The 26,155-nt window shown below is 72.3% G+C and carries 25 protein-coding genes; 19 read left to right on the top strand and 6 right to left on the bottom strand.

The genetic code is table 11. The annotated features are described in order from the left end of the window. The 5 genes from ACFSL4_RS14320 to ACFSL4_RS14300 form a co-directional block, all read left to right on the top strand. Window positions 1-1,562 (top strand): peptide ABC transporter substrate-binding protein (locus ACFSL4_RS14320; protein ID WP_381082408.1); only part of this gene is annotated, 1,562 nt, incomplete at its 5' end. A gap of 33 nt (window positions 1,563-1,595) precedes the next feature. Next, window positions 1,596-2,519: an ABC transporter permease gene (locus ACFSL4_RS14315; protein ID WP_381082406.1), complete on the top strand. Its 924-nt coding sequence runs from the start codon at window positions 1,596-1,598 to the stop codon at window positions 2,517-2,519. Then, window positions 2,512-3,519, top strand: a complete 1,008-nt coding sequence (locus ACFSL4_RS14310) for an ABC transporter permease (protein ID WP_381082404.1) — start codon at window positions 2,512-2,514, stop codon at window positions 3,517-3,519. Before ACFSL4_RS14315 ends, ACFSL4_RS14310 begins: the two co-directional genes overlap by 8 nt. Before the next feature lie 5 nt (window positions 3,520-3,524). Continuing rightward, on the top strand, window positions 3,525-4,505 hold the full coding sequence (locus tag ACFSL4_RS14305) for an ABC transporter ATP-binding protein (protein WP_381082402.1): 981 nt from the start codon (window positions 3,525-3,527) through the stop codon (window positions 4,503-4,505). Then, window positions 4,492-5,559 carry an ABC transporter ATP-binding protein gene (locus ACFSL4_RS14300; protein ID WP_381082400.1) on the top strand — a complete coding sequence of 356 codons (1,068 nt, stop codon included), beginning with the start codon at window positions 4,492-4,494 and terminating at the stop codon, window positions 5,557-5,559. The genes ACFSL4_RS14305 and ACFSL4_RS14300 overlap by 14 nt, the downstream gene beginning before the upstream one ends. A 240-nt stretch (window positions 5,560-5,799) precedes the next feature. Here the strand turns inward: ACFSL4_RS14300 and ACFSL4_RS14295 are convergent, their stop codons facing one another. Beyond that, window positions 5,800-7,920, bottom strand: a complete 2,121-nt coding sequence (locus tag ACFSL4_RS14295; protein WP_381082398.1) for a S9 family peptidase — start codon at window positions 7,918-7,920, stop codon at window positions 5,800-5,802. Window positions 7,921-8,138: 218 nt separating this feature from the next. Between ACFSL4_RS14295 and ACFSL4_RS14290 the strand changes: the two genes are divergently transcribed. The 8 genes from ACFSL4_RS14290 to ACFSL4_RS14255 all read left to right on the top strand — a co-directional run bounded on the left by ACFSL4_RS14290 (window position 8,139) and on the right by ACFSL4_RS14255 (window position 15,777). Further along, window positions 8,139-8,333, top strand: coding sequence for a hypothetical protein (locus ACFSL4_RS14290; protein WP_073940199.1), 195 nt, complete (start codon window positions 8,139-8,141; stop codon window positions 8,331-8,333). Window positions 8,334-8,383: 50 nt separating this feature from the next. Then, window positions 8,384-9,307, top strand: coding sequence for an N-acetyl-1-D-myo-inositol-2-amino-2-deoxy-alpha-D-glucopyranoside deacetylase (gene mshB / locus ACFSL4_RS14285; protein WP_381082395.1), 924 nt, complete (start codon window positions 8,384-8,386; stop codon window positions 9,305-9,307). After that, on the top strand, window positions 9,304-9,723 hold the full coding sequence (locus ACFSL4_RS14280; protein ID WP_381082393.1) for a DUF6113 family protein: 420 nt from the start codon (window positions 9,304-9,306) through the stop codon (window positions 9,721-9,723). Before mshB ends, ACFSL4_RS14280 begins: the two co-directional genes overlap by 4 nt. Window positions 9,724-9,949: 226 nt before the next feature. Then, a complete protein-coding gene (locus tag ACFSL4_RS14275) occupies window positions 9,950-12,106 on the top strand; it encodes a hypothetical protein (RefSeq protein ID WP_381082391.1) in 2,157 nt (718 codons plus the stop codon). A 183-nt stretch (window positions 12,107-12,289) separates the two neighbouring features. After that, on the top strand, window positions 12,290-13,216 hold the full coding sequence (locus ACFSL4_RS14270) for an ABC transporter ATP-binding protein (RefSeq protein ID WP_381082389.1): 927 nt from the start codon (window positions 12,290-12,292) through the stop codon (window positions 13,214-13,216). Further along, window positions 13,213-13,953, top strand: coding sequence for an ABC transporter permease (locus ACFSL4_RS14265; RefSeq protein WP_381082387.1), 741 nt, complete (start codon window positions 13,213-13,215; stop codon window positions 13,951-13,953). Before ACFSL4_RS14270 ends, ACFSL4_RS14265 begins: the two co-directional genes overlap by 4 nt. Next, a complete protein-coding gene (locus ACFSL4_RS14260) occupies window positions 13,950-15,152 on the top strand; it encodes a sensor histidine kinase (RefSeq protein ID WP_381082385.1) in 1,203 nt (400 codons plus the stop codon). The genes ACFSL4_RS14265 and ACFSL4_RS14260 overlap by 4 nt, the downstream gene beginning before the upstream one ends. Window positions 15,153-15,162: 10 nt before the next feature. After that, on the top strand, window positions 15,163-15,777 hold the full coding sequence (locus ACFSL4_RS14255) for a response regulator transcription factor (RefSeq protein WP_381082383.1): 615 nt from the start codon (window positions 15,163-15,165) through the stop codon (window positions 15,775-15,777). A 532-nt stretch (window positions 15,778-16,309) separates the two neighbouring features. Here the strand turns inward: ACFSL4_RS14255 and ACFSL4_RS14250 are convergent. Both ACFSL4_RS14250 and ACFSL4_RS14245 read right to left on the bottom strand, forming a co-directional pair. Further along, entirely contained in the window at window positions 16,310-17,161 is an 852-nt protein-coding gene (locus tag ACFSL4_RS14250; protein WP_381082381.1) for a transglutaminase-like and tetratricopeptide repeat-containing protein, read from the bottom strand. A 17-nt stretch (window positions 17,162-17,178) separates the two neighbouring features. After that, the gene (locus tag ACFSL4_RS14245) at window positions 17,179-18,228 is read right to left on the bottom strand and encodes a GNAT family N-acetyltransferase (protein WP_381082379.1); all 1,050 of its coding nucleotides are present in this window, start codon (window positions 18,226-18,228) and stop codon (window positions 17,179-17,181) included. Window positions 18,229-18,369: 141 nt separating this feature from the next. Here ACFSL4_RS14245 and fdxA point away from each other — a divergent pair, with 141 nt between their 5' ends. After that, window positions 18,370-18,690: a ferredoxin gene (gene fdxA / locus ACFSL4_RS14240; RefSeq protein ID WP_043443616.1), complete on the top strand. Its 321-nt coding sequence runs from the start codon at window positions 18,370-18,372 to the stop codon at window positions 18,688-18,690. Between the two features lie 120 nt (window positions 18,691-18,810). Then, complete coding sequence (locus tag ACFSL4_RS14235) at window positions 18,811-19,950, top strand: bifunctional succinyldiaminopimelate transaminase/glutamate-prephenate aminotransferase (protein WP_381082377.1); 1,140 nt, start codon at window positions 18,811-18,813, stop codon at window positions 19,948-19,950. Between the two features lie 64 nt (window positions 19,951-20,014). On the opposite strand, the gene ACFSL4_RS14230 is transcribed toward ACFSL4_RS14235, so the two are convergent. Next, entirely contained in the window at window positions 20,015-20,479 is a 465-nt protein-coding gene (locus ACFSL4_RS14230; protein ID WP_381082375.1) for an ATP-binding protein, read from the bottom strand. 388 nt (window positions 20,480-20,867) lie between these two features. Continuing rightward, window positions 20,868-21,824, bottom strand: coding sequence for a heavy metal transporter (locus ACFSL4_RS14225; protein ID WP_381082373.1), 957 nt, complete (start codon window positions 21,822-21,824; stop codon window positions 20,868-20,870). A gap of 95 nt (window positions 21,825-21,919) precedes the next feature. Here ACFSL4_RS14225 and dapE point away from each other — a divergent pair, with 95 nt between their 5' ends. Next, window positions 21,920-22,999, top strand: coding sequence for a succinyl-diaminopimelate desuccinylase (gene dapE, locus ACFSL4_RS14220; protein ID WP_381082371.1), 1,080 nt, complete (start codon window positions 21,920-21,922; stop codon window positions 22,997-22,999). 113 nt (window positions 23,000-23,112) lie between these two features. After that, window positions 23,113-23,883, top strand: coding sequence for an LOG family protein (locus ACFSL4_RS14215; protein WP_381082369.1), 771 nt, complete (start codon window positions 23,113-23,115; stop codon window positions 23,881-23,883). Between the two features lie 256 nt (window positions 23,884-24,139). Here the strand turns inward: ACFSL4_RS14215 and folP are convergent, their stop codons facing one another. After that, complete coding sequence (folP, locus tag ACFSL4_RS14210; RefSeq protein WP_381082492.1) at window positions 24,140-25,000, bottom strand: dihydropteroate synthase; 861 nt, start codon at window positions 24,998-25,000, stop codon at window positions 24,140-24,142. A 150-nt stretch (window positions 25,001-25,150) separates the two neighbouring features. Here folP and ACFSL4_RS14205 point away from each other — a divergent pair, with 150 nt between their 5' ends. Both ACFSL4_RS14205 and ACFSL4_RS14200 read left to right on the top strand, forming a co-directional pair. After that, window positions 25,151-25,498: a DivIVA domain-containing protein gene (locus ACFSL4_RS14205; RefSeq protein WP_381082367.1), complete on the top strand. Its 348-nt coding sequence runs from the start codon at window positions 25,151-25,153 to the stop codon at window positions 25,496-25,498. Beyond that, window positions 25,495-26,088 (top strand): DNA-3-methyladenine glycosylase I, encoded by a 594-nt coding sequence (locus ACFSL4_RS14200; RefSeq protein ID WP_381082365.1) that lies wholly within the window; start codon window positions 25,495-25,497, stop codon window positions 26,086-26,088. Before ACFSL4_RS14205 ends, ACFSL4_RS14200 begins: the two co-directional genes overlap by 4 nt. The last annotated feature ends 67 nt before the right edge of the window (window positions 26,089-26,155 follow it).

Here is a 26,155-nt window from a genome sequence, read left to right as displayed (position 1 = left end):
CCGGCTGCGGCGGGGGCGCGGACGCCGGCGGCGCCCCCGGAGTGCTCAGCTCCTCCTGGGGCGACCCGCAGAACCCGCTGGAACCGGCCAACACCAACGAGGTCCAGGGCGGCAAGGTCCTCGACATGGTCTTCCGCGGGCTGAAGCGGTACAACCCCAGGACCGGGGCCGCCGAGAACATGCTCGCCGAGAGCATCGAGACCTCGGACTCACGGACCTTCACCATCACCGTGAAGGACGGCTGGACCTTCAGCAACGGGGAGCCCGTCACCGCCGCGTCCTTCGTCGACGCCTGGAACTACGGCGCCAGTCTGCGCAACAACCAGAAGAACGCGTACTTCTTCGGCTACATCGAGGGGTACGACAAGGTCCACCCGGACACCGGCACCCAGACCGCCGACACCCTCTCCGGACTCAGGGTGACCGGGCCCCGCACCTTCACCGTCAGGCTGGGCCAGCGGTTCTCGGCGTTCCCCGACACCCTCGGCTACGCGGCCTTCGCCCCGCTGCCCAGGGCGTTCTTCGACCACCACGCGGCCTGGCTGAAGAGGCCCGTCGGCAACGGCCCGTACCTCATCCGCTCGTACACCAGGGGCTTCATGATGTCCCTCAGGAAGTGGGACGGGTATCCGGGCGAGGACAAGGCGCGCAACAACGGGGTGGACCTGAAGGTCTACACCGACAGCAACACCGCCTACACCGATCTGCTGGCCGGCAACCTCGACCTCGTCGACGACGTGCCCGCCGCGCAGCTCAGGAACGTCAAGGCCGACCTCGGCGACCGGTACATCAACACCCCGGCCGGCATCATCCAGACCCTCGCCTTCCCCTTCTACGACCCGAGGTGGAACAGGCCGGGCACGGAGAAGGTCCGTACGGGACTGTCCATGGCGATCGACCGGGACCAGATCACCCGCACGATCTTCCACGGCACCCGCACCCCGGCCACCGACTGGACCTCCCCGGTGCTCGGCACGGCGGGCGGCTTCAAGGACGGGCTGTGCGGCGACGCGTGCAGGTACGACCCGGGCCGGGCCAGAAAGCTGGTCCGGGAGGGCGGCGGGCTGCCCGGCGGACAGGTCAGGATCACCTACAACGCGGACACCGGCTCGCACCGGGAGTGGGTGGACGCCCTCTGCAACTCGATCAACAACGCGCTGGGCGACGACAGGGCCTGCGTCGGCAACCCGGTCGGTACCTTCGCCGACTTCCGCGGTCAGATCGGGAGGCACCGCATGCAGGGGCCGTTCCGGGCCGGATGGCAGATGGACTACCCGCTCATCCAGAACTTCCTGCAGCCGCTCTACTACACGGGGGCCTCCTCCAACGACGGCAAGTGGTCCGACAAGGACTTCGACAGGCTCGTCGACCAGGCCAACGCCCAGACCGACCAGGCCGCGTCGGTGCGGCTGTTCCAGCGGGCCGAGGAGGTCGTACGCGACAAGATGGCCGCCATCCCGCTCTGGTACCAGAACGGCAGCGCCGGCTACTCCGCACGCCTCTCCCACGTGGCGCTCAACCCGTTCAGCGTCCCCGTCTACAACGAGATCAGGGTCGGCTGAGCCACCGGCCGCCCCCCGACCCCCGGAGGCCCCATGGGACGGTACGTCATCCGGCGCCTGCTGCAGATGATCCCGGTCTTCGTCGGCGCCACCCTGCTGATCTTCCTGATGGTGAACGTGATGGGCGACCCCGTCGCGGGCCTGTGCGGCGAGCGGCAGTGCGACCCCGCAACGGCGGCCCAGCTGCGCCGGGAGTTCGGCCTCGACCAGCCCGTGTGGCGGCAGTACCTGACCTACATGGGCAACGTCTTCACCGGCGACTTCGGCACCGCCTTCAACGGACAGGAGGTCACCGAGCTGATGGCGACGGCCTTCCCGGTCACCATCCGGCTGACCGTCGTCGCCGTGCTCTTCGAACTCGTCGCCGGGATCGCGCTCGGGGTGCTCACCGGCCTGCGCCGCGGGCGGCCAGTCGACACCTCGGTCCTGCTGCTGACCCTCGTCGTCATCTCGGTGCCCACCTTCGTCACCGGTCTGCTGCTGCAACTGCTGCTCGGCGTCCAATGGGGCTGGATCAGGCCGTCGGTCCCCCCTCAGGCCGCCTTCGACGAGCTGATCGTGCCCGGACTCGTCCTCGCGTCCGTCTCGCTCGCCTACGTCACCCGGCTGACCCGGACCTCCATCGCCGAGAACAGGCGGTCCGACTACGTCCGCACGGCCGTCGCCAAAGGGCTGCCGCGGCGCCGTGTGATCACCCGGCACCTGCTGCGCAACTCGCTGATCCCCGTGGTGACCTTCATCGGCACCGACATCGGCGCCCTCATGGGAGGCGCGATCGTCACCGAGCGCATCTTCAACATCCACGGGGTCGGCTACCAGCTCTACCAGGGGATCCTCCGGCAGAACACACAGACGGTCGTCGGCTTCGTGACCGTGCTCGTCCTCGTCTTCCTGGTCGCCAACCTGCTGGTCGACCTCCTGTACGCCGTACTCGACCCGAGGATCCGCTATGCGTGAGCAGCCGTACGAGCCCGAAGGGGCCATCGCCGGGACCGGCATGGGCGGAGGGATGGACCTCGCCGCGAGCGAGGCGACCACCCTGGAACGGCGGCCGTCCGCCGGACCGGGCGGACCCCGGCCCGAAGGGCCGCGGGGGGCGCCGGAGCGGGCCAGAGCCCGGTCCCTGTGGTCCGACGCCTGGCACGACCTGCGCCGCAACCCCGTCTTCATCGGCTCCGGGCTCGTGATCCTCTTCCTCGTCGTCATCTCCCTGTGGCCGTCTCTCATCGCCTCCGGCAACCCCCTCGACTGCCACCTCTCCAAGGCCCAGGAGGGCTCGGCACCCGGCCATCCGTTCGGGTACGACGGCCAGGGCTGCGACGTCTACACGCGCACCGTCTACGGCGCCCGCACCTCCGTGACGGTCGGGGTGTGCGCCACGCTCGGCGTCGCGGTCCTCGGCTCGGTCCTGGGGGGACTCGCCGGGTTCTTCGGCGGGGGGTGGGACTCGGTCCTGTCCCGGGTCACCGACGTCTTCTTCGCGATCCCCGTCGTGCTCGGCGGTCTGGTGCTCCTCTCCGTGGTGACCAGCAACACGGTCTGGCCCGTCATCGGGTTCATGGTGCTGCTCGGCTGGCCGCAGATCTCCCGCATCGCCCGCGGCTCGGTCATCACCGTGAAACAGAACGACTACGTGCAGGCCGCCCGCGCGCTCGGCGCCTCCCACTCCCGCATCCTGCTGCGGCACATCGCGCCCAACGCCGTCGCGCCGGTGATCGTGGTGGCGACCATCGCGCTCGGCACCTACATCGCCCTGGAGGCGACCCTGTCGTATCTCGGCGTCGGACTGAAACCGCCGAGCGTGTCCTGGGGGATCGACATCTCCGCCGCCTCCCCCTACATCCGCAACGCCCCGCACGCGCTGCTGTGGCCCTCCGGCGCCCTCGCGGTCACCGTGCTCGCGTTCATCATGCTCGGCGACGCGCTGCGCGACGCCCTCGACCCGAGGCTGAGGTGACGGCCGTGCTGCTGGAAGTGCGTGATCTGCACGTGGAGTTCCGGACCAGGGACGGGATCGCCAGGGCCGTCGGTGGCGTCGGCTGCACCGTGGACGCGGGCGAGACCCTCGCCGTGCTCGGCGAGTCCGGCTGCGGCAAGTCCGTCACCGCGCAGGCCGTCATGGGCATCCTCGACACGCCGCCCGGCAGGATCACCCGCGGTGAAGTCCTCTTCCAGGGGCGGGACCTGCTCACCCTCAAGGAGGAGGAGCGGCGGAGGATCCGCGGCGCCCGGATGGCCATGATCTTCCAGGACGCGCTGTCCGCGCTCAACCCCGTGCTCACCGTGGGTGACCAGCTCGGAGAGATGTTCGTCGTGCACCGGGGGATGTCGAGGAAGGACGCGCGCGCCAGGGCCGTCGACCTCATGGACCGGGTACGCATCCCGGCCGCCGCGCAGCGCGTACGGGACTATCCGCACCAGTTCTCCGGCGGTATGCGCCAGCGCATCATGATCGCGATGGCGCTGGCCCTGGAGCCCGCGCTGATCATCGCCGACGAACCCACCACCGCCCTCGACGTCACCGTCCAGGCGCAGGTCATGGACCTGCTCGGGGAACTGCGGCGCGAGTACCGCATGGGCCTCGTCCTGATCACCCACGACCTGGGCGTCGTCGCGGACGTCGCCGACCGGATCGCCGTCATGTACGCGGGCCGGATCGTCGAGTCCGCCCCCGTGCACGACATCTACAAGGCGCCCGCCCACCCCTACACCCGGGGCCTGCTCGACTCCGTCCCGCGCCTCGACCGCAAGGGCCGGCGGCTGACCGCCATCAAGGGCCAGCCGCCGAACCTCGTCGCCATCCCGCCCGGCTGCGCCTTCCACCCCCGCTGCCCCCTGGCCCGGGACGTGTGCCGGACCGATGTGCCGCCGCTGTACGAGGTCTCCGAGGGCCGGGTGAGCGCCTGCCACTTCTGGAGGGAGTGCCTGCATGGCCGGGACTGAGCCGATTCTGGAGGTCGGCGGGCTGGTCAAGCACTACCCGCTCACCCGGGGCGTCCTCTTCAAGAAGCAGATCGGCGCGGTCAGGGCGGTCGACGGCGTCGACCTCGCCCTCGGCCGGGGCGAGACCCTCGGCATCGTCGGCGAGTCAGGCTGCGGCAAGTCGACCCTCGCCCGGCTGCTGGTCAACCTGGAGTCGCCGACGGCCGGCTCGATCAGGTACAAGGGCGAGGACATCACCGGTCTGTCCGGGCGCGCGCTCAAGACGGTGCGGCGCAACATCCAGATGGTGTTCCAGGATCCGTACACCTCCCTCAACCCCCGCATGACCGTGGGCGACATCGTCGGCGAGCCCTACGAGATCCACCCCGAGGCGGCGCCCAAGGGGGACCGGCGGCGGAGGGTGCGGGAACTGCTCGACGTGGTCGGCCTCGACCCGGACTACGTGGGCCGCTATCCGCACCAGTTCTCCGGCGGCCAGCGCCAGCGCATCGGCATCGCCCGGGGACTGGCACTGCGCCCGGAGATCATCGTCGCCGACGAGCCGGTCTCCGCGCTCGACGTGTCCGTGCAGGCCCAGGTGATCAATCTGATGGCACGGCTGCAGGACGAGTTCGGCCTGTCGTACGTCTTCATCGCGCACGACCTGTCGATCGTGCGGCACATCTCCGACCGGGTCGCGGTGATGTACCTCGGACGGATCGTGGAGAGGGGCAGGGACACGGAGATCTACGACCATCCGACGCACCCCTACACCCAGGCGCTGCTGTCCGCGGTGCCCGTGCCCGACCCGGAGGCGCGACAGCGCCGGGAGCGGATCCTGCTCAGCGGCGACGTGCCCTCCCCGGCGGACATCCCCTCCGGCTGCCGCTTCCGTACACGCTGCTGGAAGGCCCGGGAGCGGTGCGCCCTGGAGGTGCCGGCGCTCGCGGTGCCCGAGGAGTTCCGCTTCGCGACGGGGCCGGCCGCGCACGACTCGGCGTGCCATTTCGCGGAGGAGAAGAGGCCGGTGTTGCCGCGGGATCCGGGGCGGGAGCCGCGGGAGGAGCCCGCATAACCGTACAAAACCGCACGAAGTGCGTTAACACGCAGGCAACTTGACCGACGCGGTTCCGATATACGGACGCAGCACAGTGAACAGCGTACGGCCGTGCGGGTGCCGTAAACGGGCCGGGGTGCCGCCATGTCACCCCGGCCTGTTCTTCGCGCCCGAACCGGCGCCGCTCTCGCGGGCCTGCTTGCTCGCCGTCGCGGTTCCTCGATCGACGGCTGTGGTGATCTGCGGGAGTCCTTCGGCTCAGCCCATGCCGAGAGCGCTGCGCAGGAAGTCCCGCTGGAGCAGCAGCAGGTTCTCGGCGACCGTTTCCTGCGGCGTCATGTGGGTGACCCCGGACAGCGGCAGCACCTCGTGCGGGCGGCCCGCGGCCAGCAGGGCGGAGGACAGGCGCAGGGAGTGGGCCACCACCACGTTGTCGTCCGCGAGACCGTGGATGATCATCATGGGCCGGGCCGGCTCCGCGGCGTCCACCAGGCCCGCGTCGTCGATCAGGGAGTTGCGGCGGTAAACCTCGGGCTGCCGGTCCGGGTGTCCCAGGTAGCGCTCCTGGTAGTGGGTGTCGTACAGCCGCAGATCCGTCACCGGGGCGCCGACCACGGCGGCGTGGAACACATCCGGGCGGCGCAGTACCGCGAGCGCCGCCAGATAGCCGCCGAAGGACCAGCCGCGGATCGCGACCCGGGTCAGATCGAGCGGGAAGTCGCCCGCCATCGCGTGCAGCGCGTCGACCTGGTCCTGGAGCACCACCGCCGCCAGTTCGTCCTTCACCGCCTTCTCCCAGGCGGGGGAGCGGCCCGGGGTGCCCCGTCCGTCCGCGACGACCACCGCGAAGCCCTGGTCGGCGAACCACTGCGAGGTCAGCATCGGGTTGTGGGCGGCCACCACGCGCTGCGCGTGCGGGCCGCCATAAGGGTCCAGGAGGACGGGCAGGGAGGTGTCACCGGAGTAGTCCGTAGGCATAAGTACGGCGCATGGAATTCGACGTGCGCCCCCCTGGGTGAGCGTGACGCGCGGGGACAGACCGGGATGTTCCGCGTGAGATGCCACGGTTGCCGCCGGCTTGCCGTTGTGCAGCACCTGCACCTGGGCGCCCGCGCGGTCCGGTGTCGAGGACACCAGCACGGTCACGCCCCCGGCCCGCACCGCCGAGTGCACACCGGGACCCTGCGACACGCGCTCCACGCCGAGTTCGTTGACGCGGTACACATGGACCTCGCCGATCTCCGGATCGGCGGCCGCCTCGCCCGCCGACGCCGAGACCAGCACGTCGTCGGCGGACACGTCCAGCACCGCCCGTACGTGCAACTGCGGTCCCGTCAGTGGCCGTTCGCCCACCGTCAGGACGCGCGCACCGCCCTCGTCGGCGATCCGCACCAGCTGTCCGGAGGGGCTCCAGCACGGCACCCCGGGGAAAAGTTCAAGCCAATGTGGATCTTCATCGGCGTGCACCATCCGGGTCGCCCCGGTGTCCGGGTCCACGGCCAGGTAGAGCAGGCTGCGCTGGTCGCGCGCCTGCACCAGAATCAGCGGCGCACCCGCCGCTGACCAGTGCACACGCGCCAGATACGGGTAGCCCGCCCGGTCCCAGACGACCTCCGTGCGCACCCCGTCGAGGCCCAGTGCGAACAGGCGCACCTCCGCGTTGTCGGTGCCCGCCGCCGGATAGGCGACCGGCTGCGGCCGGCGGTCCGGATGTGCCGGGTCGGAGATCCACCACCGGCGCACCGGCGCGTCGTCCACGCGCGCGACGAGCAGCCGGTCGGAGTCCGGAGACCACCAGAAGCCCCGCGAACGGTCCATCTCCTCGGCCGCGATGAACTCGGCCGATCCGTAGGAGACCGACTCCGATTCCGGCTCCGCGAGCGCGCGGTCGTCCTCGCCCTCGGCGCCGGTCACGCGCAGCGCGCCCCGGGTGACATACGCGATGTGCCGCCCGTCGGGGGCCGGGCGTGGGTCGATCACGGGTCCAGGCACGGGCAGTTCCCGTGTCGTGCCCGCCCGCAGCTCCGCCGTGAAAAGCCGCCCTGACAAGGCGAAAGAGGCCAACTCCACGGCGTTGTCGGTGGCGTAGCCGACGATGCCGGCGCCGCCCTCGCGGCTGCGTTCCCGGCGGGCGCGCTCCTCTGGCGGCAACTGCTCGGCGGCGCCCCCCAGGAGCATTTCCGGATCGGCGCCCGGGCGCTCGGTGCCGTCCGCCATGTCGAGGACCCACAACCGGTGCGCCCGGTCGGTTCCGGACGCGGACCGCAGGAACACGACACGGGAACCATCGGGTGCGACGGTGAACGCACGCGGCGCGCCGAGCGTGAACCGCTGGGTCCGCGCGTGCCGTCGGGGGAAGGAAGCAGACTCGGTCGTCATGCCTTGACCATATTGGCCATGCGCCCCCTTGTGCGGCCGTGCGCCGATCGATGCGCGCGTACGGATAGTTATGATCACTAGCGCATCGTGGGTATGAACCCGCTGGCATCTGTGTGGACTCATCTGTGTGGACTCATCCGCGTGGATATTTCCGTACGGATTCGTGGCCCCCATAGTCCGACCCCCGCGCCCCTGTGGATCTTTGGAGGTGAGCCGCCGTGGCACTCTCGATTTCGGCGGTGGTGCTGCTGGCGATCATCGTCTTCCTTCTGATCAAGAAGTCGGGACTGAAGGCCGGGCATGCCGTCGTGTGCATGCTGCTCGGGTTCTACCTCGCCTCCTCGACCATCGCCCCGACGATCAGTGAGCTGACGACCAACATCGCGGGGATGATCGGCAGCATCAAGTTCTGACCCCGGCCTGGTAGGGCGTGCGGGGTCGCACGCCTCGTAGGGTGGACGCCATGAGGGATCTACCTGACCGGCGTCTGCTCCTGGTGCACGCGCACCCGGACGACGAGTCGATCAACAACGGCGCGACCATGGCCAAGTACGCGGCCGAGGGCGCCCGGGTGACGCTGGTGACCTGCACCCTCGGCGAGGAGGGCGAGGTCATCCCGCCCGCGCTCGGGCATCTCGCGCCCGGCCGCAGCGACGCCCTGGGCCCGCACCGCGCCGGCGAACTGGCCGCCGCGATGCGCGAACTCGGCGTCACCGACCACCGCTTCCTGGGCGGCCCGGGGCGCTACCGCGACTCCGGGATGATGGGCACCCCGCCGAACCACCGGCCCGGCGCCTTCTGGTCCGCCGTACCCGACGAGGCGGCCGCTCACCTCGTGGCGGTCGTCAGGGAGGTCCGCCCCCAGGTCCTGGTCACCTACGACCCGGACGGCGGCTACGGCCACCCGGACCACATCCAGGCCCATCGCGCCGCCATGCGCGCCGCCGAGCTGGCCGCCGACCCCGGCTTCCGGCCGGACCTCGGGGCGTCCTGGGAGATCGCCAAGATCTACTGGAACCGGGTACCGCGCCCGGTCGCGCAGGCCGCGTTCGCCCGGCTCGGCGAGGCGCTCGACAAGACCCCCTTCGCCAAGGCCGCGGCCATCGAGGACATCCCCGGCGTGGTCGACGAGGCGGTGGTCACCACGGAGATCGACGGCACGGCGTTCGCTGCTGCGAAGGCCGCCGCCATGCGGGCGCACGCCACGCAGATCGAGGTCGCCGAGCCGTGGTTCGCCCTCTCCAACGCCCTGGCGCAGCCCCTGTTCACCACGGAGTACTACCAACTGGTGCGCGGCGGGCGCGCCGAGGCCGGCGATTCCCCGGCCGGAGCCCGGGCGGGCGCCGAGGACCGGGAGACGGACCTGTTCCAGGGAGTGGCCCCATGAGGTCGACGGGCAGAAGGCAGAACGCGCTCGCACAGCCGCTGAGCGCCCCCTCGGGCGGGCGGATCGCCGTGTACCTGGGCCTCTTCCTGCTGGGCGCGGTGGTCGGCGCGGCGGGCGGCCTGGTGCAGTCCGGCTGGTTCCCCGGCGGACTGCTGCTCGCGCTCGCGGGCGCGGCCGGACTCTTCGTCGGCGGCGCACTGGCCACCGGGGTACGGGCCGGGGCCCTCACGCCCGCCACCGGGTGGATGATCGCCGTGATCCTGCTCACCGCCAGCCGCCCGGAGGGGGACTTCCTGTTCGGCGCGGGCCTCGGCTCGTACCTCTTCCTGCTCGGCGGCATGGCCGTCGCTGTGATCTGCGCCACTCTTTCCCCGGGGTGGAAACCCCGGGGTTCGGGCGCCCGACTTGGTAGGTGACGTACCACTTCGTCTCCGGGGCGAGGGATGTCCGCCCGCGAAACACGGCGCGCGCGTGGGGGTCCCGTGCGGGTTTCCCCGGCGGACGCGGTCTACGGGCCGCGAGCGGCCAGTATGGTGGTGCGCGCCGCCGAGCCTCCCCCAAGTTCTCGGCTTCGTTCGAGCGGGGGGAATTCCCACCTGTTGAGGTCGAAACAGGCGGTGGAGCCAACTGGGAGAACCTGCCTTGAGTCGTGAAACTGACAGTTCGTCCGCCGGGCCCAACGGGCGGGGCGGAGCCGCTTACCCGTCGGGGACGCCGCCGTACGGGACCCCCATGGCTTCCGAGAGCGGCCTCGACGCGAGCCGTGCGGCCGCGCAGCCGGAGGAGCGCAAGACCGAGACCACCCTGACGACCCGGATCCGGATCAACATCCCCGGATCGCGGCCCATTCCGCCGGTCGTCGTGCGCAAGGCCGTCGCGGAGGCCGACACCGCGGACGACACGGGCGGCGACGTCCAACCCCAGGCCACCGGCCCGGTGAGCGCGCTCAGCGCCCTGGACACCTCTGCCGAGTCCGCGGCGCCGGCCGGGGAGAAGACCAGTGACTGGTTCGCGCCCCGCAAGCCCGCGTCCGGCAAGGGCCAGCCGGGCGGCGGGCCGGCCAACGGCGCCCAACTGCCCGGGGCTTCGGGCATACAAGGCGCCAACGGAGCATCAGGCGCGCCCGGCGGCCCCGGTCCGGGCGATTTCCGCCCTGGTGCTCCAGGCGCGAACGGCACGGGTGGTGCGCGCCCCGGCGCTTCCGGAACGCCGGGCGTCGGCGCACGGCCCGGAGGCGGTTCGGGCGGCGGCACAGGCCCGGGTGGTACGAACGGCCAGGGGCTTCCGAGCGCCACCGGTGCGGGACCCGTCGCTCCCGGCCACGGCGGCGGCACCGGCTCCTTCGACGTCTCCGAGGCGGTGGCGGCCAGCACCGCCTCGTTCCCGGTCATCGGCGCCGACGACACCGAGCCCCGCCGCGACGAGCTCCCCTACTTCGCCGAGGCGGGCCAGGGCGGCCCGTCCGGACCCACCGCGGGTCCCGTCACCGGCACGAGCCCCGGCGGGCCGGGACTCCTGCCGCCCGGCGCCCAGGGCGCGCCCGGCGCAGTCCGGCCCGGCGCCGGCGCACCGGGAACCGCCGCGGCCCAGGGCCGGCCCGGCGGCGGGCTCAGCGACGACACCGCGGTCCTCACCCCGCAGAAGCCCGCCCCCGAGCCGGGCGGCCCGGGCTTCGGCACCCCCGGCGACAACGTCTCCGGGCACACTGTCACCAGCGGTATCCCCGTCGTTCCGTCCGGCGCCCAGATCGGGCCGTTCACGGGCTCCCACCCCGACGGCCCGGTGCCGCACACCCCCCCGAAGCTGCCCGACGCGCCCAAGACCCAGAACTCCGCCGGCGCGCGGCCGGCCAAGAAGAAGGGCCGCAGCAAGCTGGTGCTCCTGGTCGGCGGCGTCTTCGCCGTCGCGGGCATCGCCTACGGCGCCGGGCTGCTGATGAACCACTCCGACGTGCCCAAGGGCACCACCGTCCTCGGCGTCGACATCGGCGGCGGCACCCGCGACGAGGCGATCCAGAAGCTCGACGCCGCGCTCGGGGCCCGCACCGACAAGCCGCTGCAGCTGTCGGTCGACGGCAAGCCGGTCTCCCTGCGGCCCGACCAGGCGGGCCTCCAGCTCGACAGCAAGGCCACCATCGCCGCCGCCGCCAAGAGCGACTACAACCCGGTGTCGGTGATCGGCTCCCTGTTCGGGCAGGAGCGCGTCGTCGAACCCGTGATGCCCGTCGACGAGGAGAAGCTGCAGGCCGCCCTGGAGCGCGCCGCGGGCGGCTCCGGCTCCATGACCGAGGGCACGATCAGGTTCGAGTCCGGCAAGGCGGTCGCCGTGTACGGCAAGGCGGGCAAGGGCATCGACGTGGCGGCCTCGGTCACGGCCGTCGAGCAGGCGTACCGCACCCAGGTGGAGACCGGCAACGGCACGCCCGTGAAGGTGCCCACGACCACCCGGCAGCCGGCGGTCTCCAACGACGAGGTCGACCGGATGATGAAGGCGTTCGCACAGCCGGCGATGTCGGCCCCGGTGATCGTGCGGACGGACGCGGCGCACTCCGTGCTGATGAGTCCGCAGAAGTCGCTGTGGAAGTTCCTCAAGGTGACGGCTGTCAACGGCAAGCTGGTCGACAAGCCCGACCTGGCCGCCCTGAAGGAGCTCTACGGTCAGACGTTCGACGGTGTGCTCATCGCCCGGGCCAACGGGAAGAAGACCCCCGTGACACCCGAGGACGTCTACGGCGCCCTGCGCCAGGCGCTGATCAGCAAGACCGACCGGGTCGCGGTCATCGACACGAACCCGAGCTGAGCACCGGCGCCCTGGAGGGCGCCGGCCCGGCCGCACCGGACTTCGCGGGCCCGCTCGGCCCGCCGCGGGGGCGCCCACCGGCGCCCCCGCCGCCGTGTCACCCGATCCGCATGACATCTGTCATCCCGCAGCCGGGATCACCGGCACTGCCGGGCCCCGGCTTCGGCGGCCACCATGGACGCCATGACAACGACAGCGGCGACCACCGCCACCCCGGTGGTCGGGTTCGATCGGGTGAGCAAGACGTACGGGACCGTACGGGCCGTGGACCGGCTCACACTGGAGCTGCACCCGGGCGAGACCGTGGCACTGCTCGGGCCGAACGGGGCGGGCAAGTCGACCACGCTCGATCTGCTCCTCGGGCTCAGGCGCCCCGACAGCGGCTCGGTCAGGGTGTTCGGGACCAGCCCGCGCGAGGCCATCGTCGCCGGACGCGTGGGCGCCATGCTGCAGAGCGGCGGGCTGATGGAGGAGGTCACCGTGGCCGAACTGGTCAAACTCGCCTGCGCCCTGCACCCGAAGGCGTACCAGGTCACCGACGTGCTCGCCCGCGCGGGCATCACCCAGATCGCCGACCGCAAGGTCGACAAGCTCTCCGGCGGCCAGGCCCAGCGCGTCCGCTTCGCCCTCGCCACCGCCGGCGCCAGCGACCTGATCGTGCTCGACGAGCCCACCACCGGCATGGACGTCTCCGCCCGCCAGGCGTTCTGGGCCACCATGCGGGAGCAGGCCGACCAGGGGCGTACGGTCCTGTTCGCCACGCACTACCTCGAAGAGGCCGACGCGATCGCGGACCGTGTGCTCGTGCTGCACCGCGGGCGGCTCCTCGCCGACGGCACCGCGGCCGAGATCAAGGCGAAGGCCGGCGCCCGCCGGGTCGCCTTCGACCTTCAGGGCCCGATCGACGAGGCCCCCCTGCGCGCGCTGCCCTTTTTGACCTCGATCGCCGTCTCCGGGCAGACCGTACGCATCCAGTCCTCCGACGCCGACGCGACGGTCCACGCCCTGTACGGACTCGGCGTCTACCCCCGCAATCTCGAAGTCTCCGGGCTCGGACTGGAGCAGGCGTTCGTCGCCATCACCGCCGCCGAGGAGGCCAAGCAGTCGTGAACAGTCTGATCAAGCTCGAACTGACCCGCGCCCTGCGCAACCGCAAGTTCCTCTTCTTCTCGGTGATCTACCCCTCGGCCCTGTTCCTGCTCATCGCGGGCAACGCCGACAGCACCACCGAGGTCGACGGCAGCGGCCTGACCATTCCCGCCTACATGATGGTCTCCATGGCCTCCTTCGGGGCCCTCACCGCAGTCCTGATGGGCAACAGCGAGCGCATCGCCAAGGAGCGCGAGGGCGGCTGGGTACGCCAGCTCCGGCTGACCACCCTGCCGGGCCGCGGCTACGTGCTCGCCAAGACCGCAGCCGCCGCCGTCGTCAGCCTGCCGTCCGTCGTCATCGTCTTCGTGGTCGCCGCGGCCGTGAAGGACGTGCGCCTGGACGCCTGGCAGTGGCTCGCGCTGACCGGCTCCATCTGGGCCGGCAGCCTCGTCTTCGCCGCCCTCGGCGTCGCCCTCGGCTACCTGGCCACCGGCGACGCGGTCCGCCCGATCACGATGATCACCTACTTCGGTCTGTCGATGCTCGGCGGTCTGTGGATGCCGGCGACGACCTTCCCCGGCTGGCTGCAGGCCATAGCGAAGTGGCTGCCCACGCACGCCTACGCCGCCCTGGGGCAGGCGATCGAACAGAGCCGGGCCCCGCATGCCGCGGACCTCGCCGTCCTCGTCGTCTCCTTCGTGGTGTTCGCGGGTGGAGCGGCCTGGCTGTACCGGAAGGACACGCTGAAGGCGTGAGCGCCGTGACGGAAGACCTGTGGACCGAAGAGGCCCGGACGGAGCGCCTGATGCGCATGGGGCAGTCGCCCCGCAGCGCGCGCGACGTCCTGCGCAAGTGGCTGTGGGTCGGCGTCTGGCTCGTGTTCCTCAGCTCGCCCGTTCAGGACCTGGTCTCCGGCCGCCACACCACCGGCGGCACCGTGGCGGGCTGGCTGGGCCTGGCGGCCTTTGTCGGCGGCTATCTGACGCTGGTCTTCCGGAACCTGGGCCGTCCGTTCTCCCGGCGGTTCGTCGTCGGCGTCGTCGTCGTCCTCGGCGTGCTCGCCGTCGCGCTGTGCCTCATGCTCGGCCCGCACTGGCTCGGCCTGTTCGTGTACGTCTCCGTCGCCTGCGGGGCGACCCTCCCGCTGCGGGCGGCGTACTGGGCGATCCCGGCGACGGCCGCCGTGATGCTGCTCGTCGGGCTGCACACCGGCGAGAAGGACGCGCGGAACCTGGTCCTGCTGGTGCTGCTCATCGGCTACGCCATGACCGGTGTCGGTCAACTGGTCCGCACCACGATCGAGTTGCGCAGGGCCCGTGCCACCGTCGCCCAGCTCGCCGCCAACGAGGAACGGCTCCGGCTCGCCCGTGACCTGCACGACCTGCTCGGCCACTCCCTCTCCCTGATCACGCTGAAGAGCGAGCTGGCGGGCCGGATGCTCCCCGGCCACCCGGAAAAGGCGGCCCAGCAGGTCGCCGACATCGAGAAGGTCAGCCGCCAGGCCCTGGTCGACGTCCGCGAGGCCGTGACCGGCTACCGGCGGCCCCGCCTGTCCGCGGAACTCGCGGGCGCCCAGGTCGCGTTGACGGCGGCCGGGGTCATCGCCCGGCTGCCCGCCGAGCCGGACCTCGCCGGGGTTCCCGAGGAGAGCGAGTCGGTGCTGGCCTGGGCGCTGCGCGAGGCGGTCACCAATGTCGTGCGGCACAGCGGGGCCCGGCGCTGCGCGGTGGAACTGGTGTCCCGCCAGACCCTCGACGGCCCGATGCTGGAGCTGGTGGTGGAGGACGACGGCTCGGGCGGTCCGGGCGGCGGTCCGGGCAACGGGCTGACGGGGCTGAGGGAGCGACTTGAGAAGGCCGGCGGGACGCTGGAGGCGGCAGGCGCGAAGAGGGGGTTCAGGCTCGCGGCGCGGGTGCCGGTGACGCCGGGACGGCCGTGCCCGGGAACGCCGTAGGATCCGGGACATGAGCCGCACGATCAAGGTCCTGCTCGCCGAGGACCAGTCGATGGTCCGGGAGGCGCTGGCCGCGCTGCTCGGCCTGGAGGAGGACATCGAGGTCGTCGCCCAGGCCGCCCGCGGGGACGAGGTGCTGGCGGCGGCGCGGGCCCACGAGGTGGACGTGGCGCTGCTCGACATCGAGATGCCCGGCGCCACCGGCATCGAGGTGACCGCCGAGCTGCAACGGGAGCTGCCGGAGCTCAAGGTGGTCGTCCTCACCACGTTCGGGCGCCCCGGCTATCTTCGCTCCGCGATGGAGGCTGGCGCCGCCGCCTTCCTGGTGAAGGACGCGCCCGCGGCCCAACTCGCCGCGGCGGTGCGGAAGGTGCTGGCCGGGGAACGCGTCATCGATCCCACGCTGGCGGCGGCCGCCCTGGCCGACGGCGCCAACCCGCTGACCGACCGCGAACGCGAGGTACTGCGCGCGGCGGCCGACGGCTCGACCAACGCGGAACTGGCCGCGGCCCTGCACCTGTCCCAGGGCACGGTCCGAAACTACCTCTCCACGGCGATACAGAAGCTGGCCGTCCGCAACAGGGCGGAGGCGGTCCGCATCGCCCGGGAGAAGGGCTGGCTCTGACGCCCTCTCCTGCCCGAGGGCAGGAGATCCCGGTCCGTACCGCTCCGCGGTACCACCTCGGGTTCCTGTTTCACGGGCCGCTGCCGTCCGGTGAGGGGCGGTCCTACACGGCCTCCGCAGGCCTGACTTCCCGCCCGTCCGGCGGTAGGTCCGGCAACTCCGTTGTCGGATCAGGCGGTCCTAGGGGGTGTTTCGTAAGTCCCGCACAGCACCCACGGCGCCCGGCACGCTCCCCCGAGCTCTTCGAGCAGGGGGCACCCCCACTCGCCGCACCGGCCGAAACCCCGAGTACGTCCAGTACGAGGGCTTTCGTCCGGCACGCCGAGAGCACGCACCGGACACCGCGGGCACCGCGGGCACCGCACAGGACTCTCGAAACACCCCCTAGCCGTGCTGCCGCGGCCCTTCGGGCCGCTACGGGCAGGATGCCCTACGACTCCACCTTGGAGGGTGGAGCGCCGGGCAAGTGTTCGGTAGCGGCCGACAGCACCCCCTGCCCGCCCCGGACCCGGCACCCGCCCCCGGCGGCCGCTCAGTTGAGCCGCGCCCGGGCCGCCCGCGCCTGCCCCCGCACCCGTTCGGCCGCCGTCTCGTCCACGTCCGACACCAGCTCGGCGTACGCGTCGAGCTCCGCAGCCCCCCGCAGGAAGTCGCCGCGCTGGACGAGGAGCTGGGCGTGCTCGTGGCGCAGCCGCGCCGGATGCGACGGCAGCAGCAGCGACAACTCGACGGCCCACAGGGCCACATCCGACCGTTCGGGCCGGGTGGCGGCCCACGCGCGGATGTTGTTGAGGATCCGCAGCACGACATCGAGCGGATCGGCGGGCGTGAGCATCGACGGGTCGAGCGGCGCGCCCGTGGCCCCCGCGACCAGCAGCTCGGCGTCGCTTCCCGTCAGCACCCGGCCGCCGTCGAAGGGGTCGGCCAGCACTTGGTCCTCCGCCGGCCCGAACCCGACGACGAAGTGCCCGGGCAGGGCGACCCCGTACACCGGGGCGCCCGCCCGCCGCGCCACCTCCATCCACACCACCGACAGCAGGATCGGCAGCCCGCGGCGCCGACGCAGCACCTCGTGCAGCAGCGAGGACTCCAGGCGCTGGTAGTCCGCGGCCAAGCCGTGGAAGCCGCAGCGCCCGCCGAGGACGTCCGCGAGCGCCACGGCCCAGGCCCGCGGCCCGCCCGGCGCGAACGGCAGCAGTCCGGCCAGCCGGTCCAGCTCGATCTGCGCGGCGTCCATCCCGGCCTCGTCCAGCGTCCCGTCCGCCGCCGCGCCCACGAGCAGGCACAGGGTCACGAGATCGGGCCGTTCGGAGCGTGCCTCGTCGCCGAACCGCCGCCGCACCTCGTCGGCTCGCTCCGGCTCCGGGGGATGGGGAGGACGCATGGCAGTCCCGGCACCTCTCACGCCGCCGGCGCCGGGCCGGCGGCCGCCGCGCCACCCGCGTCCGGTCCGCGGGGGCTGTCCGGCTCCCTGTAGTGGTGATACGCGTGATGTGCCCGGAAGCCCAGCTTCGTGTACAGCACCCGCGCACCCTCATTGTCCGTCTCCACCTGGAGCCAGGCAGCCGAGGCGCCCTCCTCCAGGGCCTGCCGGGCCAGCGCCGCCATCACGGCCGAGGCCAGCCCCCGGCGTCGCCGGGCGGGGGCCACCTCGACCGCCGCGAAACCGGCCCACCGCCCGTCCACCACACACCGGCCGATCGCCGCCGGAGGGGCACCCGGCGCGCCCGGCACCGTCGCGAACCACACCGAAGGCCCGCCGCTGAGCACCTTCAGGGCCACCTCGCCCATGCCCTTGCGCTGGTAACGGGCGAGCCATGCCGCCTCGGCCGTGCGCGAGAGCACGACGCCGGGGGCCTCACGGTCGGCCACCGGCGCCAGCGGGCCGGTCCACAGCTCGGCGGTCACCTCCCGCGTCCACCCGCGTGCCGCCAGCTGGGCGCACAGCGACTCCTGCGTGCCCTCGGTCCCGGTCGCCGTCTGCACGTACGCGGGCAGGCCCCGGGCCGCGTACCAGCGCCGTACGACCGCCAGCGCCTCGTCCAGCGGCAGTCCGGGGTCGCCGAGCGGCAGCACCGAGTTGGCCCGGCGGGTGAATCCCGAGGCGGCGCGCAGCTCCCACGCGCCGAGCCGGTCTTGCTCCACCGGCTGCCAGGCCCGGCCGGCGATCCGCACCAGCTCCCCGTACGAGGCGGCAGGACCCCGTCGGCGGACGGGTGCCGCGGGAACCACCTTGGCCGCGACCAGTGAGGACTCCTCGATGCGGACGCTCTCCCCGTCCCGCCGTGTGATCAGCAGCACACCGTCGTCCCATGATGTGAGAAGTCCGACCGTGTCGGTGAACTTCTCACTCTCGGCGGCATGTTCGTCCCACCGTCGCACGGACACGCGTTTGCCCACGTCAGCAGCCGTGATACGGACCTCGAACCGTCCGCCCCCAGAGAATTCCACAGGTCGGTTCACCCCTCCTGTTCGGATCATGCCCAGGAACGGAGATACTAGGTGCGGGCATCGACGACGCCGCGCTCCCGCGCGCCAGGCGGCGGAGCCTGAGGAGGCCCGCCAGCGCCCTACCGAGGAGGAAACGACAGCGTGACCTACGTCATCGCAGAGCCTTGTGTCGACGTCAAGGACAAGGCGTGCATCGAGGAGTGCCCGGTCGACTGCATCTACGAGGGCCAGCGGTCCTTGTACATCCATCCGGACGAATGCGTCGACTGCGGAGCCTGTGAGCCGGTCTGCCCGGTCGAGGCGATCTTCTACGAGGATGACACTCCCGAGGAGTGGAAGGACTACTACAAGGCGAACGTCGAGTTCTTCGACGAGCTCGGCTCGCCCGGTGGTGCCAGCAAGCTGGGGCTGATCGAGCGCGACCACCCCTTCATCGCGGCGCTGCCCCCGATGAACCAGTAAGCGGCCGCACATATGTGCCGTCTCGGTCCCGTACGGTGCTCGCGCCGCACGGGACCGAGGCGTTTGGCGCCCGTACGTCCCGCCGGGCGCCCGTCGTACCAGAAAGTGAGCCCGATCTCCGTGTCCGCACTCACCGACCCCCCTCCCGTCGCCCGTCACCGCCCTTCCACGGAGTCGCTGCGCGACCGCCTTCCCGATTTCCCCTGGGACAGGCTGGAGCCGTACAAGAAGACGGCCGCCGCGCACCCTGGCGGGATCGTCGACCTGTCCGTCGGCACCCCGGTCGACCCGGTCCCCGAGCTGATCCGGAAAGCACTCGTGGCGGCGGCGGACTCCCCGGGCTACCCGACCGTCTGGGGCACGCCCGAGCTGCGGGACGCGATCACGGGCTGGGCGGAGCGCCGCCTCGGTGCCCGGGACGTGACCCACCGGCACGTGCTGCCGGTCGTCGGATCCAAGGAGCTCGTCGCCTGGCTGCCGACCCAGCTGGGCCTCGGCCCCGGCGACCGGGTCGCGTATCCGCGCCTGGCCTATCCGACCTACGAGGTCGGCGCGCGTCTGGCCCGCGCGGACCACGAGGCCTACGACGATCCGACGCGGCTCGACCCGCGGAACCTGAGGCTGCTGTGGCTCAACTCCCCGTCGAACCCCACGGGCAGGGTGCTCGGCAAGCAGGAGCTGGCCCGGATCGTGTCCTGGGCGCGGGAGCACGGCGTGCTGGTCTTCTCCGACGAGTGCTACATCGAGCTGGGCTGGGAGAGCGACCCCGTCTCGGTGCTGCACCCGGAGGTCTGCGGCGGCTCGTACGAGGGCATCGTCGCGGTCCACTCCCTGTCCAAGCGGTCGAACCTGGCGGGCTACCGGGCGGCGTTCCTCGTGGGCGACCCCGCGGTCCTTGGCCCGCTCCTGGAGATCCGCAAGCACGGCGGCATGATGACGCCCGCGCCGACGCAGGCGGCGGCGGTGGCGGCGCTGGGCGACGACACGCACGTCCACGAGCAGCGTGAGCGCTACGCGGCCCGCCGTTCGGCGCTGCGCGACGCCCTGGTGCGGCACGGTTTCCGCATCGAGCACAGCGAGGCGAGCCTGTATCTGTGGGCGACCCGCGACGAGTCCTGCTGGGAGACGGTGTCCCACCTCGCCGGCCTGGGCATCCTGGTCGCCCCCGGTGACTTCTACGGCCCGGCGGGCGAGAGGTTCGTCCGGGTGGCGCTGACGGCGACCGACGAACGTGTCGCGGCGGCGGTGGAACGGTTGTAGGACATGGCGCGGCGGGGCCCGGGGACGCCCCCGGACCCCGCCGCGGCAGGAACCCCCCGGAGCTTCAGCCGCCCAGCGGCAGCCCCTGGAGGGGCAGCTGCTGCGTCGGCAGCCCGCCGCCCGCCGCCGTCTTCGCGGCGTCACCGAGCAGACCCCCGGTCTGCCCCGCCGCCTCTCCGGCCACCTTCTGCGCGACCGGTGCCGCCGTCCTGACGACCTTGGCGCCGGTCCTGTTCGCGGCGGGCATCGCCTGCTTGACCGCCTTGCCGCCGGCCTTGACCGCCGTGTCGCCGGTGTCACTCGCGATCCCGGTGACCTTCTGGGCCGCGCCGTCGGCCTGGTGGGCGGCGCCGTCGACGGTGGTGCCGACCTGCGCGCCGTCCAGGGCGGTCAGCCCGCCGAGGTCCGGGGCGGCCGGCAGACCGGCCGTCGCCGCACTGGCGGAGCCGGCCGCACCGACCACGGGCGCCGCTCCCGCTGCGATCAGCAGCGCGGCACGGGCGATCCGGCGGGTCAGGGGGAGGGACATGATGCTCCTTAGACGGGAGAGAACGGTGAAGTGTCCGACTTTGCCCGGGAGTTCGGCCGCTGTTCGGTGAGCGGCCAGCCGCTCGCGGCCGACTGGCGGTCGGCCGTTTCGGCTGTTGATCGTTCCGGGCTCGGACGCAGTGACTACCGCTCGAAGTCCGCGAAGGTTGCGGTGGACCCGTCTAAAGAGTTGGTAATGCGTCGCATTATCGGCTGGGGAGGAAATCGGGCAAACGCCATCGGCGCGGAAAGGCTGCCGAATCCTTACAGCTCCGTGTTTTCAAGGGATTCCACGGATGCCGCCGTGGCCGCGAGACAAGCGGCGCGCCCCCTCGGCGAGGCGCGCCGCGTATCACCCGGACGAGTGAGGGCCCGTACTGCTGCCCGGCCTATTCCCCGGTGACGATCCGGACCTCGGTGGCCGGCGCCTTCGCGTCGGACCCACCGGTCGCGCGCCACTCGTGGGCATACCCTCCGCGCGACCACTCGCGGCCCTCGAAGGACACCCGTGCGATGTGCAGCGCCGAGGCGTTGGCCACGGCCCAGTGCGCCAGCTCCCAGCCGCGCCGGCGGGTGCTGTCCGAGGCGGTGGAGGACCGGGGCAGCGGGATGGTCACCGCACCCGGGGCGGTTCCCGCCGTGGCCGTGGGGGACGGCGGCGACTGCCGGGCGCCCACCTCCGCGCCGGCCGTCTGCAGCACATCCCGCCCGAAGTCCCTTACGAGCGCGGCCCGCACCGCGTCCGGGCCGCCGGTGCCGTCGCGCGCCGGGCGCCCCGCACAGGTCAGCGTGGCCGGCGCCCGGCCGGTGAGCGCGGCGGCCAGCAGCCTGGCGTCCGGCTCGTGCTTCGCGTACGCCTCCGGGTAGCCGCTGCGCTGCACGCGCTGGGCGGCGACGGTCAGCGGCAGGCTCTGGTAGTCGGGCACCTTGGCCAGGTGCTTGTAGAACACCGCCGCCGCGTACGTCGGGTCCATGATCTGTTTCCTGCTGCCCCAGCCCTGCGAGGGGCGCTGCTGGAACAGGCCGAGCGAGTCACGGTCGCCGTGTTCGATGTTGCGCAGGCCCGACTCCTGCAGCGCGGTCGCGAGGGCGATGGTCACCGCGCGCTCCGGCATACCGCGGCTGGTGCCGACGGCGGAGATCGTCGCCGCGTTGACCGCCTGCTCCGGCGTGAACTCGTACGACGCCCCGTCGCCCGTGCCCGACACGACCGCGCACTTCGGCGCGCCCGTGCCGGTGAGGTACTGGACGGCGAGATAGCCCGCTACGGCGAGCAGGACCACGACGGCCGCCCCGAAACGGAGAAAGCGGCTGCGCCGGACGGGAGAAGGCGACGGCTCTGGCACGCGTACAAGGTACTGGAGGGCTACCGACGAGTTGCCCGGGGCTGTGGACAACCGGTGTGGCGGGCGGGCCGGTCCGGCGCGTTAGGGTCGACGCCATGGCCGATACCCCGCTTGACCTCACCCTGGACGCCGCGCGGCTCACCGCGCAGCTCGTCGACTTCCCCTCCGAGAGCGGCGGCGAGAAGCCCCTCGCGGACGCGATCGAGACGGCGCTGCGCGCCCTGCCGCATCTGACGGTCGACCGGTACGGCAACAACGTGGTGGCACGGACGCACCTGGACCGCGCCGAGCGCGTGATCCTGGCCGGCCACATCGACACGGTCCCCATCGCGGACAACGTCCCGTCGCGGCTGGACGAGAACGGCGTCCTGTGGGGCTGCGGCACCTGCGACATGAAGTCCGGCGTCGCCGTCCAGCTGCGCATCGCGGCGACGGTGCCCGAACCCAACCGCGACCTCACGTTCGTCTTCTACGACAACGAAGAGGTCGACGCCCACCTCAACGGCCTGGGGCACGTGGCCGAGGCCCACCCCGAGTGGCTGGAGGGCGATTTCGCGGTGCTGCTGGAGCCCTCCGACGGCCAGGTCGAGGGCGGCTGCCAGGGCACGCTGCGGGTCCTGCTGAAGACCCGGGGCGAGCGGGCCCACTCGGCCCGCGGCTGGATGGGCGCCAACGCGATCCACGCCGCCGCCCCGATCCTGGATCGCCTGGCCGCCTACCAGCCGCGGTACCCCGTGATCGACGGCCTGGAGTACCGGGAGGGGCTGAACGCGGTCGGCATCTCGGGAGGCGTGGCCGGCAACGTGATCCCCGACGAGTGCGTGGTCACCGTGAACTTCCGGTACGCCCCGGACCGCGACGAGGAGGAGGCCGTCGCGCACGTCCGCGAGGTGTTCGCGGACTGCGGGGTGGAGGAGTTCGTCGTGGTCGACCACAGCGGGGCCGCCCTGCCCGGCCTCACGCACCCGGCCGCGGCGGCGTTCATCGAGGCGGTCGGCGGCACCCCACAGCCCAAGTACGGCTGGACGGACGTGTCCCGCTTCAGCGCGCTCGGCGTGCCCGCGGTCAACTACGGCCCCGGCAACCCGCACTTGGCGCACCGGCGCGACGAGCGCGTGGAGACGGCGAGGATCCTCGCGGGGGAGGAGCGGCTGAGGGCCTGGCTGGCGCCCTGACCTGCCGTCCCCGGGACGGTATGGCGCTTCATGGCGGACATGCACAGGTCCCCCCTCCGTAACCCGCGTGGACCTACGCTGGGGTGGAACGACCCCGAAGGGAGGGAGCGCCCATGGCCACCGGCACACCGGAGGGCGGGAAGGTGCCACCGGAGGAGCAGCGGCTCGGTCCCGAGCTGCGCAGACGGGCCCAGGTGAAGACGAGCACCACGGACCAGCGGCTGCTGGACGCGGTCGGCCCCTCGGACTGGGTCCACACCGATCCGTGGCGCGTCCTGCGCATCCAGTCGGAGTTCATCGAGGGTTTCGGCACGCTGGCCGAACTCCCGCCCGCCATCAGTGTGTTCGGCTCGGCGCGTACGCCGGTGGACTCGATCGAGTACGAGGCGGGGGTCCGGCTCGGGCGCGGCCTGGCGGAGGCGGGCTGGGCGGTGATCACGGGCGGCGGCCCGGGCTCGATGGAGGCGGCGAACAAGGGCGCGTGCGAGGCGAAGGGGACCTCGGTCGGCCTCGGTATCGAGCTGCCCTTCGAGCAGGGCCTGAACCCCTACGTGGACATCGGCCTGAACTTCCGGTACTTCTTCGTCCGGAAGATGATGTTCGTGAAGTATGCGCAGGGCTTCGTGGTCATGCCCGGGGGCGTCGGCACCCTGGACGAGTTCTTCGAGGCACTGACCCTGGTCCAGACCCAGAAGGTGACGCGCTTCCCGATCGTCCTGTACGACTCCTCGTACTGGGGCGGCCTGGTCGACTGGCTCAAGAACACCCTGGTGGCGCAGGGCAAGGCCGCCGAGAAGGACCTGCTCCTGTTCCATGTGACGGACGACGTGGACGAGGCGGTGGCCCTGGTCTCCAAGGAAGCGGGCCGCCGGGCACCGGACTGAGCCCCGGGGCGCCACGCCGCCCGCCGGGGCGGGGAGCCGCCCCCGCTCCACCGCCCGCCTTCTAGGGGGTGTTTCGGAAGTCCCGCACAGCACCCACGGCGCCCGGCACGCTCCCCCAGGCTCTTCGAGCAGGGGGCACCCCCACTCGCCGCACCGGCCGAAACCCCGAGTACGTCCAGTACGAGGGCTTTCGTCCGGCACGCCGAGAGCACGCACCGGACACCGCGGGCATCGCACAGGACTTTCGAAACACCCCCTAGGCCAGCCCCCGTCGGGCCACCGCCGGCGGGCGGTGACCGGCGATCGACGCCACCATGTCCAGCACCTGCCGTGTCTCCGCCACCTCATGCACCCGGTACACCCGCGCCCCCAGCCAGGCCGACACCGCCGTCGTCGCCAGGGTTCCCAGCACCCGCTCCTTCACCGGCTTGTCCAGCGTCTCGCCCACGAAGTCCTTGTTGGACAGCGACACCAGCACCGGCCACCCGGTGGCGACCATCTCGTCCAGCCGCCGGGTCGCCTCCAGGCTGTGGCGCGTGTTCTTCCCGAAGTCGTGGCCCGGATCGATCAGCACCGACTCGCGCGGCACCCCCAGGGACACCGCCCGCTCGGCCAGTCCCAGCGTGACCTCCAGGATGTCGGCCATGACGTCGTCGTACGCCACCCGGTGCGGACGCGTCCGCGGCCGCGCGCCCCCCGCGTGCGTGCACACCAGCCCCGCCCCGTGGCGCGCCGCGACCTCCGCGAGCCGCGGATCGACCCCGCCCCAGGCGTCGTTGAGCAGGTCCGCACCCGCCTCGCACACCGCCTCGCCCACCTCGTGCCGCCAGGTGTCCACACTGATCACCACATCGGGGAAGCGGCGCCGCACCTCGGCGACGAAACCGACCGTGCGCCGCGCCTCCTCCTCGGCCGTCACCTCGTCGCCCGGACCGGCCTTGACACCGCCGACGTCGATGATCGCGGCGCCCTCCGCCACGGCCTGCTCCACGCGTGCGAGGGCGGGCTCGTCGCGGAACGTGGCCCCCTGGTCGTAGAAGGAGTCCGGGGTCCGGTTCACGATCGCCATGATCACCGGCTCGTGCGCGCCGAATTCCCGCCTGCCCAGCCTGAGCATCCGCTGTGACCTCTCCCCGCGTGTCCGTTGCATCGCCGCCTGCGACCTTAGTTGTCAGCGTCCCATGGCACGATCGGACCCAGACACATTCGACATGGCACTTCCGCGTCGGCGCCCAGGGCGCCGGCACCGAGCGTGGGGACCTCAGTGATGTTCATGTTCTTGTTCCTGGTCGTCGCGCTCGCCGTCGTGGTGGCCGCGGTGACACTGGCCGTGGTGGGCGGCGGCGAGAGCCCTCCCCTGCCGGAGGCGGCACCGGAGCGGTTCGACGACCCGCTCCCGCCGGACCGCCCGGTCGGCCGGGCGGACGTGGAGAACCTGCGCTTCCCCCTCGTCCTGCGCGGCTACCGCATGGCGGACGTGGACGACGCCCTGGGCCGCCTCGGCGCCGAGATCGCCGAGCGGGACGCCCGCATCGCAGACCTGGAGGCCGCGCTCGCCGGCGCGCACGCGGCCGGAGCCCGCAGGGACGAGCGGAACCGGGGGGAGCGGCAGTGAGCGGCCCGGTGCTGGCCGGATCCGACGGCGTGCCGCGCTGCCCCTGGGCCGTGTCGAGCCAGGACTACATGGCCTACCACGACGAGGAGTGGGGCCGCCCGGTCCACGGTGACGACGCGCTGTACGAGCGGCTGTCGCTGGAGGCGTTCCAGTCGGGCCTGTCGTGGATCACGATCCTGCGCCGCCGTGAGGGCTTCCGCGCGGCCTTCGCCGGTTTCCGGATCGCCGAGGTGGCCGCCTTCACGGAAGCCGACCGGGAACGCCTGCTGGCCGATCCGGGCATCATCCGCAATCGTGCCAAGATCGAGGCGACGCTCGCCAACGCGCGCGTGCTGGCCGGCTGGGCGCCGGGGGAGCTGGACGAGCTGATCTGGTCCCACGCCCCCGACCGGGCTTCCCGCCCCGTCCCCAGGACCCTCGCGGACGTCCCCGCGGTGACCGCCGAGTCGACGGCGCTGTCTAAGGCGCTCAAGAAGCGTGGCCTGCGGTTCGTCGGTCCGACGACGGCCTACGCGCTGATGCAGGCGTGCGGACTGGTCGACGACCATGTGGAGACGTGCGCCTCCAGGAGCGCCCCTTCCGGCGGCTGAACAGGCACGACGCATCGGGCGGCCGGGCCGGGCGGCCGGCGGGCGCCCGGGGCGCAGCCCCCGCAGC

The sequence above is a fragment of the Streptomyces caeni genome (assembly GCF_042678285.1).
In the GTDB taxonomy this organism is placed as follows: Bacteria; Actinomycetota; Actinomycetes; order Streptomycetales; family Streptomycetaceae; genus Streptomyces; species Streptomyces caeni.
Note: the sequence above shows the minus strand (reverse complement) of the source record. Positions and strands in the feature narration are given on the sequence as shown.